Annotated in this window: 17 protein-coding genes; 6 read left to right on the forward strand and 11 right to left on the reverse strand. The window is 65.6% G+C overall.

Translation table 11 applies throughout. The features are described from left to right. The first annotated feature begins 31 nt into the window (after positions 1 to 31). Positions 32 to 1012, forward strand: a complete 981-nt coding sequence (locus QX204_RS23960; protein ID WP_301902482.1) for a peptidase — start codon at positions 32 to 34, stop codon at positions 1010 to 1012. On the opposite strand, the gene mgtE is transcribed toward QX204_RS23960, so the two are convergent. Further along, on the reverse strand, positions 1009 to 2457 hold the full coding sequence (gene mgtE / locus QX204_RS23965; RefSeq protein WP_301902483.1) for a magnesium transporter: 1449 nt from the start codon (positions 2455 to 2457) through the stop codon (positions 1009 to 1011). The genes QX204_RS23960 and mgtE overlap by 4 nt on opposite strands. 358 nt (positions 2458 to 2815) lie before the next feature. Continuing rightward, positions 2816 to 3391: a TetR/AcrR family transcriptional regulator gene (locus QX204_RS23970; protein ID WP_301902485.1), complete on the reverse strand. Its 576-nt coding sequence runs from the start codon at positions 3389 to 3391 to the stop codon at positions 2816 to 2818. Positions 3392 to 3471: 80 nt separating this feature from the next. Between QX204_RS23970 and QX204_RS23975 the strand changes: the two genes are divergently transcribed. After that, entirely contained in the window at positions 3472 to 4158 is a 687-nt protein-coding gene (locus QX204_RS23975) for a DUF899 family protein (protein ID WP_301902486.1), read from the forward strand. Here the strand turns inward: QX204_RS23975 and QX204_RS23980 are convergent. Beyond that, positions 4137 to 4664 carry a hypothetical protein gene (locus tag QX204_RS23980; protein WP_301902487.1) on the reverse strand — a complete coding sequence of 176 codons (528 nt, stop codon included), beginning with the start codon at positions 4662 to 4664 and terminating at the stop codon, positions 4137 to 4139. The genes QX204_RS23975 and QX204_RS23980 overlap by 22 nt on opposite strands. Positions 4665 to 4847: 183 nt before the next feature. Between QX204_RS23980 and QX204_RS23985 the strand changes: the two genes are divergently transcribed. Continuing rightward, complete coding sequence (locus QX204_RS23985; protein ID WP_301902488.1) at positions 4848 to 5840, forward strand: LLM class F420-dependent oxidoreductase; 993 nt, start codon at positions 4848 to 4850, stop codon at positions 5838 to 5840. A gap of 32 nt (positions 5841 to 5872) precedes the next feature. Here the strand turns inward: QX204_RS23985 and QX204_RS23990 are convergent, their stop codons facing one another. The 3 genes from QX204_RS23990 to pnuC form a co-directional block, all read right to left on the reverse strand. Further along, the gene (locus QX204_RS23990; protein ID WP_301902489.1) at positions 5873 to 6367 is read right to left on the reverse strand and encodes a DUF3558 domain-containing protein; all 495 of its coding nucleotides are present in this window, start codon (positions 6365 to 6367) and stop codon (positions 5873 to 5875) included. 150 nt (positions 6368 to 6517) lie between these two features. After that, entirely contained in the window at positions 6518 to 7582 is a 1065-nt protein-coding gene (locus QX204_RS23995; protein ID WP_301902490.1) for an AAA family ATPase, read from the reverse strand. Beyond that, positions 7579 to 8220, reverse strand: a complete 642-nt coding sequence (gene pnuC, locus QX204_RS24000) for a nicotinamide riboside transporter PnuC (RefSeq protein WP_301902491.1) — start codon at positions 8218 to 8220, stop codon at positions 7579 to 7581. The genes QX204_RS23995 and pnuC overlap by 4 nt, the downstream gene beginning before the upstream one ends. Positions 8221 to 8347: 127 nt before the next feature. Here pnuC and QX204_RS24005 point away from each other — a divergent pair, with 127 nt between their 5' ends. Next, complete coding sequence (locus QX204_RS24005) at positions 8348 to 8770, forward strand: RDD family protein (RefSeq protein ID WP_301902492.1); 423 nt, start codon at positions 8348 to 8350, stop codon at positions 8768 to 8770. A gap of 64 nt (positions 8771 to 8834) precedes the next feature. Here the strand turns inward: QX204_RS24005 and QX204_RS24010 are convergent, their stop codons facing one another. The 5 genes from QX204_RS24010 to QX204_RS24030 all read right to left on the reverse strand — a co-directional run bounded on the left by QX204_RS24010 (position 8835) and on the right by QX204_RS24030 (position 13484). Next, a complete protein-coding gene (locus QX204_RS24010; RefSeq protein ID WP_301902493.1) occupies positions 8835 to 9617 on the reverse strand; it encodes an NUMOD3 domain-containing DNA-binding protein in 783 nt (260 codons plus the stop codon). A 31-nt stretch (positions 9618 to 9648) separates the two neighbouring features. Next, positions 9649 to 11730 (reverse strand): class 1b ribonucleoside-diphosphate reductase subunit alpha, encoded by a 2082-nt coding sequence (gene nrdE, locus QX204_RS24015; RefSeq protein ID WP_301908089.1) that lies wholly within the window; start codon positions 11728 to 11730, stop codon positions 9649 to 9651. 59 nt (positions 11731 to 11789) lie between these two features. Then, entirely contained in the window at positions 11790 to 12263 is a 474-nt protein-coding gene (nrdI, locus tag QX204_RS24020; protein ID WP_082843882.1) for a class Ib ribonucleoside-diphosphate reductase assembly flavoprotein NrdI, read from the reverse strand. Between the two features lie 30 nt (positions 12264 to 12293). Further along, entirely contained in the window at positions 12294 to 12527 is a 234-nt protein-coding gene (gene nrdH, locus QX204_RS24025) for a glutaredoxin-like protein NrdH (RefSeq protein WP_301902494.1), read from the reverse strand. A gap of 387 nt (positions 12528 to 12914) precedes the next feature. Then, complete coding sequence (locus QX204_RS24030; RefSeq protein ID WP_301902495.1) at positions 12915 to 13484, reverse strand: NAD(P)H-dependent oxidoreductase; 570 nt, start codon at positions 13482 to 13484, stop codon at positions 12915 to 12917. A gap of 132 nt (positions 13485 to 13616) precedes the next feature. On the opposite strand from QX204_RS24030, the gene QX204_RS24035 reads away from it, so the two are divergent. Further along, positions 13617 to 14228, forward strand: a complete 612-nt coding sequence (locus QX204_RS24035; protein ID WP_301908090.1) for a TetR/AcrR family transcriptional regulator — start codon at positions 13617 to 13619, stop codon at positions 14226 to 14228. 6 nt (positions 14229 to 14234) lie between these two features. Then, on the forward strand, positions 14235 to 15059 hold the full coding sequence (gene nadE / locus QX204_RS24040) for an NAD(+) synthase (RefSeq protein ID WP_301902496.1): 825 nt from the start codon (positions 14235 to 14237) through the stop codon (positions 15057 to 15059). The last annotated feature ends 16 nt before the right edge of the window (positions 15060 to 15075 follow it).

A 15075-nucleotide genomic window follows, 5' to 3' on the forward strand; every position in this document is an offset into this window, starting at 1 on the left:
GGGCCCGGATCTGTCGAGGACAGGGGTACCGATGTATCGCAGGATGGCGCTGGCCGCTGCCGCGTTGCTCGTGTGCGCCGCATGCGGGAGCGACGACGCGGGCGAACCCCCCGACTACGGGGAACTGCCGCCGCCGCCCGCACCGGTGATTCCCGCCCAGCCCCCCGAGTTCTGGTCGAAGGTCCCCCAGGATCCGAACCAGCGCGCCGAGGTAGCCCAGGCGACCCGCCAGGTCGACGTCTGCGCGCTGCTACCGCGCGACGTCCTGGCAAAGCTCGGCGAGGTCAAGAGCGTGACCGTCGGATTGGATTCGTGCCGGGCTCTTCTCGGCAGCGACAAACCCGGGGAGGGCTCGACCCTGACCTGGCACGCCACCCTGCTGAGCAGCGTGTCCACGAGCGGCCGAGGGTTCATGCGGCAGATCGGCGATGCGACCGTCCGCACGGTTCCCGACCGCGAGACCGGCGAACCACGCGCCTGCGGTGCGACCGCCCAGTTCCCGTCCAGCGCCGCCTTCTACCTCGGCCTTTCCACCCCGGGCAAGAATCCCTGCATCGTCGCCGACGAGCTGATGCCCGGCATGATCGACCGTTGGCGGCAATCACCGCCACAGGGCACCTCCCCCGACACCGCACCGACCGTGCTGCTCGGCGCCGATCCGTGCACGGTCCGGACCAAACTTGCAGGCGCCGTCCCCGACGACGAACAGCGACTCACCCAGTGCCTGTTCGGTTACCGCGGCGAGAAGATCACCGTGAGCTACGAGTACCGCGTGCCCGAATATCTGGCCGCCAACAGCACCGAGGACCGTATCGACGGCCGCACCGTGCACCGCTCGGTCTCGGTGTACGACAGCTCGATCCCGATCTACACCGCGGCTGTGGGCCCGGAACTGCCCGCCGAATCCACCGCGTTCGGCAGGCGTATTCCGGTTGTCGAGGTGGTCGCCGCGACCGACGACGTCGCCAAGGACGTCATGGCGCAGACGCTCACGCTCTTCCCTCAGCGCTAGATTCCCAGCACCAGCTTCGCGGTGGTGAAGTAGATGATCAGCCCGGTCGCGTCGACCAGCGTGGTCACCATCGGGGCCGACACGACCGCGGGGTCGATACGGAACTTCTTGGCCAGCAACGGCATCGTGCCGCCGATGGTCGCCGCCCAACCGCAGATGACCACCAGGGTGATGGCCACGACGATGGCGATCTTCGGTCCGACGAACACCGTGCCGATCAGCAGGCCGGCGGCGGCCAGCATGGTGCCGAGCACCAGGCCCACCCGGCATTCGCGCCAGATCACCTTGAACAGATCCGAGACCCGCACCTCGCCGACCGCCAGCGCGCGCACGCACGCCGTCGCCGCTTGCGCACCGGCGTTGCCGCCCGCCCCGATCAGCAGCGGAATGAACAGCGCCAGACTCGCGGCCTGTTCGAGGGTCGAGGCGAACATGTCGGTGACGCTCACGGTCAGCGTGGCCGCGAACAGCAGCAGCGTGAGCCACAGCGCCCGGTAGCGCGCCAGCTGGAACACCTTGGCGGCCATGTAGTGGCCTTCCCACGGCGCCGAACCGGCCTGCTTGGCGACGTCCTCGCTGTCGGCGGCCTCCAGCACCTCCATCGCGTCGTCGATGGTGAGCAGCCCGACCACTCGATCCTCGCTGTCGACGACCACCAGGTTGATGAGGTTGGTGGAACTCATCAGCCGGGCGGCCTTCTCCGCGGCATCGGTGGCCCGCACGAACGGCGGCTCGGTGACGACGAGTTCGGACACCATCGCGTCCGGGGAGTGCAGCACCAGCTCGCGCAGCTCGACGATGCCGGTGAGCCGACGGCCGCGATCGACCACGGGCAGCGTGTAGACCGTCTCGGCGTTGCCGCCCTTGGCGCGCACACAACCCAGCGCCTGCGCGACGGTCAGATTGTCCGGCAGCGCAACGACTTCCGGCGTCATGTACAGCCCGACCGAGCCCTCGGGGTAGCCCAGCAGCGTGGCCGTCATCCGGCGCTCGCGCGGGCTCAGCCCGGCGAGTACCTTCTTGGCGACCTTGGCGGGTGCTTCGTGCAGCATGCGGGCGCGGTCGTCGGGGTCCATCGCCTCGACGAGATCGCGAAAGCTCTTCTCGCGCAGTCCCTGCAGGATCTGCTGCTGGTCGACCGGCTCGAGCTCTTCGAACACACTGAGCGCGCGCTCCTTGTCGAGCAGCCGGAACACGACACCGGCCTGCACGGCGTCCATGCGCGCCAGCGCGTCGGCGATGACGTGCGGCGGACGGTTGTCGAGCCAGTCGAGGCCGCTACAGACCCGGTGGTTCGCGACGATGTCGCGCACCGACTCGGACAGGATTTCGAGCGCCTCGGTGACCGCATGATCTTCGACGCCTGTACGGCGCGGCGAAATCACTTCGGGCACAACGGTTTCGGCGGGTACATGACGGGCGGTAACGAGATCGACGTTCGACATGATCGAGTCCTCTGGCGTTAACAGCGCACACGCCTGCGGCACAGCTACAGGATGTGCGAGAAGTGGAACGAGTGACGGTGGTTCACACCGCGGGGCGTCCACCGCCGAGGCCGACACGCACAGACCGGACCGAACGGGTCAGGATGTGTGGTGCGAGGACGAAGGGGCGACGCCGCGCGGCCTTCGACTGGGAGGTTCGTTGCGCATAGCAACCCCACCTCCTCGCAGTCGCCGCGGGTGATCTCTCCGCGAATCGCTTGGAGTACCCACACGGGCACACCCTTCCACCTATGAGACTACATGCGAGCCCCACTTGTTTCACCTTCAGCTCGCGTACCACTGGTCACAGTGACACCGATCACATCGACGCCGGTAGCCCCGCGATGACGGTGTCGACGGCCTGTTCGGCGAGCGGCCACAGCTCGGCGCGGTCCAGATGCCGCAGCGGCCCGCGCAACGCCAGTTCCGCGAATCCGTGCACGGTGGACCAGCAACTCCAGGTCGCACCGGGGCGCGCCACGGGAGCGAGGTCGCCGACGTGCACCATCATGTCGAGCGCGTCGGCGAGGGCGAGGTAGGCGGGCGAGTCGACCACCGACTCCGGCGAGATATCACCGGCGCCGAAGAACGCGACCGCGAACCAGCCCGGTTCGAGCAGGGCGAAGCCGATATAGCCGAGCCCGACCGCGCGCAGACTCGCACGCGGCGCCGCCGGGCTGCGCTCCATACCCTCGGCCATCCTGGACTCGATCGCGGCCGAGACCGCGCGCAGCAGCGCTTGCCGGTCGGGAAAGTGCCGGTAGGCGGCGTTCGGCGTGACGCCGACCCGGCGGGTGACTTCGCGGATCGTCAGCGCGTCGGGGCCGCCGGATCGGGTGAGCTCCAACCCGGCCTCGATCAATGCCGCCGCGAGGTCACCGTGGTGATAGGCCAACCCTTGAACTCCCTTTCGATGAAGTATACGGTGTGAACATATCAAATGTGCACGCCGTATACATCGAAGGGTGGCCCATCATGACCGCACTGCCCACCATCGTCGATCACGACGCTTGGCAGGCCGAACTCGATCAGCTCAGGATTCGGGAGAAGGCCGCCACGCGCGAACTCGACGCCGTCGCCGCCCAGCGCCGCCGCATGCCCGCCGTCCGGCTACCCGACTACACCCTGAAAGCCGAAGACGGCAGCGATGTCTCACTCGCCGAGGTCTTCGACGGACACTCGCAGCTGATCACCTATCACCACATGTGGACGCCGGGGAACACCTGGCAGTGTCCCGGCTGCACCGGCCTCACCGCACAGTGGGCACGCCTGGACTTCCTCGACGGCTACGACGCGCGCTTCGTCATCGTGACGCAGGGGCCGATGGACGAGGTACTCGCGTACAAGAAGCGCGTCGGCAACGCGATGACCTGGTATTCGACCGCCGACAGCCCGTTCGGCGCCGATATGGGCGCCGGCCCCGACGCGGGCTTCGCCGTGAACACCTTCCTGCGCGACGGCGACACCGTCTACCGCAGCTGGCACACCGATGGCCGTGGCACCGAACAACTGGCCTACAGCTTCGGACTCATCGACGCGCTCCCCTACGGCCGCCAGGAGGAATGGCAGGACAGTCCCGAAGGCTGGCCGCAGTCGCCCACCTACAGCGGCTGGCCGAGCAGCAAGGACATCGCCGCCTCCTACGGCGACCCGAGCGCCTGACCTGCCAGATCCGCACCGACCGCACGTTCGACCGCGAGCCAGTCGGGCGTGTGGGTCACCCAATCCGGGACCGGCCCGCCCTGCGCGCCGAACAGGTACCGCCGGGGCACCAGATCGCGCAGGATCTCGTGCACGTCGAGCCGGTCGTCGATCATGTGCGTGATGCCGAGTTCGGCGCAGTGCGGGGCCTTGCCGGCGCGAGTTCTACTGAAGCGCAAGTGTTCTCGGGGTATTCCGGTGCGGGCGGCGAAGTCGTGATGGTCGAGCCATTGCCGGGTGCGTTGCTCGATCCGCGGACCGCACTTCGAGATCACCCAGACATTGCCGTCGAAGCGGGTGACCAGCCGATTGAGCACGTCGAACGCGTCACGACTCGGCGGAGTACTCATCGCTTCGTCGAAGCCGCCCGAGAGGAATACCGTGTCCGCGGCGCCCGGTGTGAGCGCGGCCCCCTGGATCACTCGGCCGAAGTCGACGCCGAGGCGGGGTGGGGAAATATTGTTCATACGGCTGCCAGCATGCCCGGGTCAGCGACCCGTGCCAAATGTTTTTCGGTGCATAACGGCCGGTCCAGGGTTCAGCGCGGTGCGCGCACAATAGTTGCCTGAGCGCGCAGAAGTGGAACAGTGGTTCTCGACACCCGCGGCGTGCGGCGCCGCTCGAGTTCTACTCAATCCAGGAGAAAACCTGTGCGCTTCGGCATCTTCGTTCCCCAGGGCTGGCGGCTGGATCTGGTCGGTATCGAACCGGCCGACCAGTGGTCGGTGATGCGCGAGCTGGCCCAGCGGTTCGACACCGGCACCGACTGGGAGTCGATCTGGGTCTACGACCACTTCCACACCACGCCCGTTCCCACCGACGAGGCCACCCACGAGGCGTGGTCGTTGATGGCGGCGTTCGCGGCCACCACCTCGCGCGTGCGGCTGGGGCAGATGTGTACTGCCATGAGCTACCGCAACCCCGCCTACCTGGCCAAGGTGGCCGCGACCGTCGACCTCATCTCGGGCGGCCGGGTGGAGATGGGCATCGGCGGCGGCTGGTACGAACACGAATGGCGCGCTTATGGTTACGGCTTCCCTTCTGCCGGTGAGCGTCTCGGCCGCCTCGACGAGGGCGTGCAGATCTTCCGCCAGGCGTGGCAGACCGGCCGGGCAACGCTGAACGGCAAGTACTACGAGGTCGATGACGCCATCGTGCACCCACGACCGTTGCAGGAGAACGGGATTCCGATCTGGATCGCCGGTGGCGGTGAGAAGAAGACCCTGCGTATCGCCGCGAAATACGCCGACTACACCAACTTCAGCGGCGACCCCGACGAATTCGCTCGCAAGTCCGACATCCTGCGCCAGCACTGCGAAGAGGTCGGCACCGACTTCTCCGCCATCACCCGCAGCTCGAACTTCAACGCGATCGTCGGCACCACCGAAACCGAAGTGCAGGAACGTCTCTCGACGATCGTCGACCGCTTCACCCCCTTCCTCGGCGCCGATGTGGCCAAAGCCCGTGTGCACGAACAGTTCGCCACCAGCGCGGCCGTCGGCACCCCGGAGCAGATCGTCGAACGCCTCACGAAGGTCAAGGATCTCGGCCTCGCCTACACCATCGTCAACTTCCCCGAAGCCGCCTACGACACCTCCGGCATCGAACTCTTCGAACGCGAGGTGATCCCGGCATTGGCTTGACGGGCGACCCGGTGAACCGCCTGCCCGCTGGTTCAGGCGGGAAAGGTCGGGACGATCGACTCGCCCATCTGGCGCAAAGTCGCGCAGGCGTCGGCGCTCGGTTGGGCGGGGTTGTTCACTACGACCATGCGGATTACGCCCTGATCAGCGGAGAAGAGGACGTCGCAGGAGCCGGGAGTCGGAGCGCCGCCGAGGCGACGGCCGGTGCGGCCCGCGACGGTGTAGTCGGCGAAAGCTGCTTCGCCCGATTCCGATTCGAATTCCTCGAGAGTTCGCGAGGTGGAGAATACTCGCAGGTAGGCGGTGCCGCCGGTCCACTCGCAGGTCTGCCAGCCCGCGGACACGGTGCCGGCGGCGACCTTCGTCGCGGGGTCGACACCGGCCTTCTGCAGAGCGTCCGCGGTTACTCCGGCGCACGGCTCGAACAAGGTTTTCGTCGCCGACGACTCCTGCCCGCCGCTCGAACATCCGACGAGCGCCGCCAACGCCAATCCCCCGGTCGCCACCGCCATGAGCGCGCGCTTCATCCGTGTTCCCTCTCACCGTGCGTCGCAAAACGCGGCCACGGTAACAAGGGTCGGGGCGGCCTCGAGCCGTCGTTCGACAAGCCTGGGCCGATCACCACAACCCCGCACCCGATGCTGTGACGAACTCGGACGACGCGACCGGTCCGCGTCCTAGGTGCACGCCCGATCGCTTGTGGCGCGCTCCGGCAGCGGGTCGGCGATGGCCCAGCCTTCGGCCAGCAGCGCGTCGACAGCGGCCACGGCGGCGGCGAGACGCTGTTCGTGAGGACCGGTCAGCATCGTGAACCGCCTGCCGGTACGCGTGAGTTCGGCACGGAAACGCTCGGTCATCCACGGCCGCAGGTGCTCGCCGTCGCGCAATCCGTCGTCTTCGAACGCGACGCCGACATGGTCGGTGAGCAGCCACAGGTGCTGGCGGTGCTCGGCGACGATGCCGGGATGGGCGTAACCGAGATAGCGCTCGTGCCAGATCGTCGTGGCGAAGGCATCGGTATCGCACACCAGTACCGGGCCGGTTTCGCGGGCGGCGCGGTCCTCGTTCGTCTGCTGGTGCGCGGCGATCAGCGGGAATTCCGGTGAGGTGAACTCGATATCGGACCAGTGCCCGCCCGGACCGAGAGCGGCCAATTTTCGTTCGCTGTACTCGCGGCCGTACTCGGGGACGTAGCGGGCGTCGTAGTGCGCGGCGAGCGCCTGCGCGACGGTCGTGGTTCCGGTCGATTCCGCACCGAGCACCACTACCCGTTTGGTCATCGCGGCGCGCACAGGTGGAGACAGGAAGTCCCAGTGCACGCGAGGATTTCGGCGGATCTCGGTTGCCGAGATCGGGTGGCGCAGTCGCCGCGGGTCGACGCAGATAGCCTCGGCGCCGAAGCGTCGGCCCAACTCGTCGCCATAGGCTTCCGAGGTGAAGACCGCGTCCACGGGGTCGGGGACGGCGGCGAAGAACACCGCCATGTGCGCGTCCCAGATGGCGGGGTCGGCGATGTCCATCGGCACATCGTCAACGGCACCGACGACGGAAACATGTGGATCAGAATGCATTTCGCGCATCCAGGCCACCCGATCGGCGAGCGGAATCGACTCCACCGACGAGGCGCAGACCAACACGGTCAGCCGGTCACAGCGGGCGGCGGCGGTACGAACCAGGTGGTGATGACCCGCGTGCGGCGGATAGAACTTGCCGAGAACCAGCCCGTGCCCATACCGCGTCATGCCGCGACCGCCACCGGGGCCTCGACCACATCACGACGCCAAGCGATCAACCCGCGCACACACAACGCGAGGAATCCGAGGTACAACAGCGCCGTCAGGTACAGCCCCTTGTAGGCGTACAGCGGGATGTAGACGATGTCGGCCGCGATCCACAACCACCACGACTCCAGCCGTTTACGGCACTGCCCATAGGTCGCCATCAGCGACAGCGCGGTGGTGAGCGCGTCCCAGAACGGCACGGTGGACTCGGTGGCCGAGTCGAGCAGCACGGTGATCGCGGCGGTACCGAGTACTCCGCACGCCGCGAGCCACAGCCATTCGACCCGCGTCGTCCGACGCACCGGCAGTGGCTCGGTACGCGAGGACCCGTGCACCCACGTCCACCACCCGTACCCGGCCAGCGCGATGAACACCACCTGCAACCCCGCGTCGGCGAAAAGCCCGGCCTGGGTAAACAACAGAATGAAGAACACATTGTTGGCGATGCCGATCGGCCAGTTCGCGATGTGCTGGCGAGCCACCAACCACACGCACAACGCCCCGCTGCCGAACCCGAGCACCTCGGTCCAGCTCACCGCTGTCCCGAGCACCGTGAATAGCGGCTGCTGCAGTGCGGCAACCAGATCCAGTACGTTCATCTCCCCACCCCAATATTAGTCACATTGACCATAATCCATAGGACGCCCCGCCACAAGAGACCCCGTGATCAGGTCGACAAGGTCGGCAGCGGGTGCTTGTTAAGCGGTGTCGACCACGCTCAGCCCCATGAGCAACGCAGCACCACCCCGGCACGCGACGAGGAACAGTGGACCGACGCGCATCGCTCCCGAGACCCGCCCGCGCCCGACGGACGAATTCCCGCTCACCGGAAGCACTTCCAGCGGTGACGAGACCGGCGTGATACCCGCGTTCCTCATCGACATGGCACTGCACGCCGCGATCGGCGCCACCGCCTGGTACATCGCGTCCGGCACGACGGCCGTTCTGTACGGCATCCTCGCCTGGCTCGGCGCGTCCTTCCTGCACCGCACGATCGTCCAACGACTCACCCGGACAACCATCGGCAAGTGCTCGTACGGACTCCGACTGCGGTACGCCGACGGGACCTACCCGTCGACCTGGCAGCTGATCGGTCAGTGGTTCCGTGGCGGCTGGTCCTGCTTCGACCTCTTCGGCAGTTCCGACTGACGCACAGCGCCGGATAGCTTGCCGTACAAAGCAGTGAGATGGACTGGCTCATCGGCGGAGAGATTCAGCTATCAGCTTCCGATTCGGGATCGTTCCGCGCCGCAAGATCATCGAGGCAATGCGCACAAGACTCTTTGAACACAGCTTTATTCGTATGGTGGCGAGTGTGCGCGTTACGCCTGCTGGTGGGCTTCGGCCGCCCCTTCTGGGCAACAGACATCTTCGCCCGAGTCTCGTCGCTAGCCGTCCGCCCGTAGTTCGGGTTTCCCGCGCCGGTTCTCATTTCCGAAAGCCGCAGACGCGATTCCTCCGACATCACACGGCCGAATCCGGGGTGTTCTGGGCCGAACTTCCCATAGTTCGGATTGGCTTCGCCTTCGTATGTGCCTTTACGTTCGATCGACCATTTCGCTCGCTGCGAAGCCGAGTGCGTGCGCCCGTGAAACGGATTCTCGTCGCCGAACCGACTCACACCTGGCCGACCAGTCGAGCGGACCCGCGCCGCCTCCCGCATTTCAGCAGTCCAGACCACGCCGACAGGCCCGAGTCCGCCATCAGCCAGGTTGAGTAGTGGCTGACCTTCCTTACGGAGGTATGCGATCCAATCGATCTCGGCGCGACCGAGCTTCTTCGGGTCGTATACCCGATCCAGGACATCCGCGATCACCTCGTCGCGATCCTGCTTGCGCAGCCAGTCATAGAACGGGGTCTTTCGACCGGTGCCTGCGACCTTGAAGTGTTGACTGAGTCGCATATGCTCCGACTTTGTCGTCAGCCCTATATAGCGGTAGTCGAACTCGGCGCGGAGGCGAACTCCGTAGATCACACCAGCAGTTGCCTTGCCCATCTGACCTCCGCGCCGAGTTTCTAACGAGGAATTACAGCATGCAGCTGACGCAATTCTCTATTTCCGTCCCTTGCAAGGCCATTTGGCGCAAGCGGATGTAGTAGAGGGTCTTGATGCCCTTACGCCAGGCGTAGATCTGAGCCTTGTTGATATCGCGGGTCGTTGCGGTGTCTTTGAAGAACAGGGTCAACGACAAGCCCTGGTCGACGTGTTGGGTGGCTGCGGCATAGGTGTCGATGATTTTTTCGTAGCCGATTTCGTAGGCGTCCGCGAAGTACTCGAGATTGTCGTTGTCCAGGTAAGGGGCCGGGTAGTAGACGCGGCCGATCTTGCCTTCCTTGCGGATCTCGATCTTCGACGCCACCGGGTGGATCGAGCTGGTCGAGTGGTTGATGTAGGAGATCGAACCCGTCGGCGGCACAGCCTGCAGGTTCTGGTTGTAGATGCCGTATTCCTGCACCGAGGCCTTCAGCAGACGCCAGTCGTCCTGGGTGGGGATGCGCACGCCCGCCTCGGCGAACATCTGCGCCACCTTGTCGGTCTTGGGCACCCACACCTGCTCGGTGTACTTGTCGAAGTACTCGCCGCTGGCGTACTTGGAGTCGGCGAACCCACCGAACGAGGAGCCGCGCTCCTTGGCGATCAGGTTCGAGGCCCGAATCGCGTGGTAGACCACGGTGTAGAAGTAGATGTTGGTGAAATCCACACCTTCTTCGGAGCCGTAGTGGACCCGCTCACGCGCGAGGTATCCGTGCAGGTTCATCTGACCGAGGCCGATGGCGTGGGACTCGTTGTTGCCCTGCTCGATCGAGGGCACCGAGAAGATGTGGGTCTGATCCGAGACAGCGGTGAGCGCGCGGATCGAGGTCTCGATGGTCTGACCGAAGTCGGGCGAGTCCATCGCCTTGGCGATGTTGAGCGAACCGAGGTTGCACGAAATGTCCTTGCCCACCTTGGAATAGGACAGATCATCGTTGAATTCCGAGGGGGTGGAGACCTGCAGGATCTCCGAGCACAGGTTCGAGTGGGTGATCTTGCCCTTGATCGGGTTGGCCCGGTTCACCGTGTCCTCGAACATGATGTAGGGGTAGCCCGACTCGAACTGCAGCTCGGCGATGGTCTGGAAGAACTCGCGCGCCTTGATCTTCGACTTGCGGATGCGCTTGTCGTCGACCATCTCGTAGTACTTCTCGGTGACGTTCACATCGGCGAACGGCACACCGTAGATGCGCTCGACGTCATACGGCGAGAACAGGTACATGTCCTCGTTCTTCTTCGCCAGCTCGAAGGTGATGTCCGGAATCACTACACCCAGCGACAGCGTCTTGATGCGGATCTTCTCGTCGGCGTTCTCACGCTTGGTGTCGAGGAAGCGGTAGATGTCGGGGTGGTGCGCGTGCAGGTACACCGCGCCAGCGCCCTGACGCGCGCCCAGCTGGTTGGCGTAGGAGAACGAGTCCTCGAGCAGCTTCATGATCGGGATGACACCCGAGCTCTGGTTCTCGATCTTCTTGATCGGGGCGCCGTGCTCACGAATGTTGCTCAACAGCAGGGCGACGCCGCCGCCGCGCTTGGACAGCTGCAGTGCGGAGTTGATGGAGCGCCCGATGGACTCCATGTTGTCCTCGATGCGCAGCAGGAAACAGGACACGGGCTCGCCGCGCTGCTTCTTGCCGGAGTTGAGGAAGGTGGGGGTGGCGGGCTGGAAACGGCCGTCGATGATCTCGTCGACCAGGTTGCTCGCGAGCACCTCGTCACCGGCGGCCAACGTCAGCGCGACCATGCAGACGCGATCTTCGAACCGCTCCAGGTAGCGCTTGCCGTCGAAGGTCTTGAGCGTGTACGAGGTGTAGTACTTGAACGCGCCGAGGAAGGTCGGGAACCGGAACTTCTTGGCGTAGGCCTGCTGGAACAGCTGCTTGACGAAGGGGCGACCGTACTGGTCGAGCACCTCGGTCTCGTAGTAGTTCTCCTTGACCAGGTAATCCAGCTTCTCGTCCAGGTTGTGGAAGAAGACCGTGTTCTGGTTCACGTGCTGGAGGAAGTACTGGTTCGCGGCCTCCCGATCCTTGTCGAACTGGATCTCGCCGTCGGGGCCGTACAGGTTCAACATCGCGTTGAGAGCGTGGTAGTCGAGCGCCTCGCCCGCCTCGCCGCGCACCGCCGACTGCTCTAGGCGTGCTGACTTGCCTGCCGGTGCTGTGGTTGCTGTTGCCAAAACAATCCCAATCCCTCTCGGACGCGCGCGACGTCCTCAGCGGTTCCCATGAGTTCGAAGCGATACAGATACGGCACCCCGCATTTTTGCGAGATGATGTCTCCTGCAACGCAGTAGGTATCGCCGAAGTTCGTGTTGCCGGCCGCGATCACCCCGCGCAGCAGCGCGCGGTTGTGCGGGTCGTTGAGGAACTTGGCGACTTGCCGCGGAACGAGGTCCTTGTCGGGACGCTGTCCACCCATGACGTGCCGACCACCGCCATAGGTGGGGGTGATCAGCACGTAGGGTTCGTCGATCCGCGGCGGATCAGATGATGTGTGCAGTGGAAGTCGAGTAGCCGGGAGACCTAGCTTCTCGACGAAACGATGGGTGTTCTCCGAGGCGCTGGAGAAGTAGACCAGCCCGCCCGGAGACATCTGCTCGGGCATGGCGCCTCCTTACCGGCGAACCGGCGCGAATTACGCAGCCGCGACGGCGAGCGACTTGATGCGGTCGGGACGGAAGCCCGACCAGTGATCCTCACCCGCGACGACGACCGGCGCCTGCAGGTAGCCGAGCGCCATGACGAAGTCACGCGCCTCGTCGTTCTCCGAGATGTCGATGACGTCGTAGTCCACCCCGACCTTGTCGAGCGCCTTGTAGGTGGCGTTGCACTGCACGCAAGCGGGCTTGGTGTACACGGTGACGGTCATGATGGAAGTCCCTCTCTCCTATGCCTGATCCACAGCCTGAGATCCGTATGCAATGCACGAACGGGTGATGCTGCGCAAACTCCTGGATCTAGCGAAGAAAGCCCTGCTCGTAACCCCTTCCCTTGGGCCCGATCAGTGGTGGCTTCACACCGTCTTCCAGTACGACAGACACTACACCTAGTGTCCGACAGATGGGAACAACACAAGGTGTTGCGAGTCGCACGGATGTAATTCCCACGCGGTAAGTCCCAGGACGGGCCACCGACCAGCAGGGAAAACAGTGGTTCAGATCACGATTTCATCTACCGGCGAGTCTTCAGCAAACCCCGTGGACAGCCGAAGGGCGTCGCACCCGTGACGGATGTGACGCCCTGCCGAACGCTCAGCTTACGCCGAGATCAACGTGCCGTTCACCGCGGTGACCAACTCGTGGACGGTCGCGCCGAGCTGGGTCAGCGCCTCGGCGTCCTCGGCCGGATGCGTCTGTGCGAAACGCTCGCCGATGGTCGCGAACTGCGCGTGCGCCGACTCGACGACGACGCCGCCCGCCACGCCGACGGACTTGACGGTGTCGCCGTGCGCCCACGCCGCGGCGTTCGGGCTGATCGACGCGCTCACCACGGCGACCGGCTTACCCTTGATCGAGCCGGCGCCGTACGGACGCGAGGCCCAGTCGATGGCGTTCTTCAGCACGGCGGGCAGGGTGCCGTTGTATTCGGGAGTGACCAGCAGAACGGCATCGGCGGCGGCTACGGCGGCGCGCAGCGCAGCGGCCTGCGCGGGCACGGCGTCGGGCACATCGAGGTCTTCGTTGTAGAACGGGATCTCGCCGAGACCCTCGTAGATGGTGATGTCGACGTCGGCGGGCGCGGTCTGCACGGCGGCCTCGGCCAGGCGGCGATTGATGGAGCCCGCGCGCAGGCTTCCGACAAGAGTAAGGATGCGGGTCTCGCTCATTGCGACTCCTGGTGTACTCAGTGGAATGATCCAAGTTTCATCCGACAATAACCGGACCTCGGTCCGATTACTTCCCGCGGAGGACGTGTGAGCGGCGTGAGCTACGGCACACCCAGATCCGACGAGCCGCCCCTGCTGGGGATCGGACAGCCGCTGCCCGGCAGCGCGGAACCCGTCGAACGTGCCGATGCGGCGCGCAATCGCGCGCTGCTGCTCGACGCGGCCCAGCAGTTGGTACGCGAACACGGCGTCGACGGTCTGACGATGGACGCCCTGGCCAAGCGCGCCGGAGTCGGCAAGGGCACCGTCTTTCGCCGATTCGGCAATCGCACCGGGCTGATGCTGGCGCTGTTGGATCACTCCGAGCAGAAGTTCCAGGCGGCGTTCATGTTCGGTCCGGCGCCGCTCGGCCCCGACGCGAACCCGGTCGAGCGGCTGATCGCGTTCGGGCGGACTCGGCTGCTCGATATCGAGGTCGAGGGCGATCTCCACCGGGCCGCCGAGGAGAACGGGCGTTTCGGCGGCGGGCCGTATGCCCTGCACAAGGCGCACGTCACGCTGCTGCTGCGCGCGGCGGGCGTCGACGGTGAAGTCCCGCTGATCGCCGACTCACTGCTGTCCACGCTGTCGGCGGCGCTGATCATCCACCAGGTCGAAGTGCTCGGGTACTCGCGCGAGCAGATCGGCGACAACTGGGAATGGCTGGTTCGGCGGGTCATTTCCCCTGCCCCACAAGTAGAGTGAACCGGCATGGGGACACTGCGTGAACAGATCATCGCCGAACTGGGTGTACAGCCCGAGATCGAGCCGAAGCAGGAGGTCCGGCAGCGCGTCGACTTCCTGAAGGACTACCTGGCCACTACCCCGGCCAAGGGGTTCGCCCTCGGGATCAGCGGCGGACAGGACAGTGCGCTGGCCGGTCGGCTGTGCCAGCTCGCCGTCGAGGAGCTGCGCGCCGACGGCGTCGAGGCGAAATTCCTGGCGGTGCGGCTGCCCTACGGCGTGCAGGCCGACGAGCACGACGCGCAGATCGCGCTGAACTTCGTCGACCCCGATCGCACGGTCGTGGTGAACATCCGCCCCAGCGCCGACGCGGTGGGCATCGAAGTGGCGGGCGCGCTGGATCACGAGCGGTTGCGCGACTTCGTGCGCGGCAACATCAAGGCGCGCGAGCGGATGGTCGCCCAGTACGCCCTCGCGGGCCAGGAAAGCCTGCTGGTGGTCGGCACCGATCACGCGGCCGAAGCGGTCACCGGGTTCTTCACCAAGTTCGGCGACGGCGGTGTCGACCTGACTCCCCTCACCGGTCTCACCAAGCGCCAGGGCGCGGCGCTGCTGCAAGAACTCGGCGCCCCGTCGAGCATCTGGTCCAAGGTCCCCACCGCCGACCTCGAAGACGACCGTCCCGCCCTCGCCGACGAAGACGCACTCGGCCTTCGCTACACCGAGATCGACGACTACCTCGAAGGCAAGGACGTCACGCCCGAGGTCGCCACGCGCCTGGAGTCGATCTTCACCAATACCCGCCACAAGCGCACCGTCCCGGTCACCCCGCTCGACACCTGGTGGCGCTAGCCGCTTGCGCCGAACC

The organism is Nocardia sp. PE-7, from assembly GCF_030486425.1.
Classification (GTDB): Bacteria; Actinomycetota; Actinomycetes; order Mycobacteriales; family Mycobacteriaceae; genus Nocardia; species Nocardia salmonicida_A.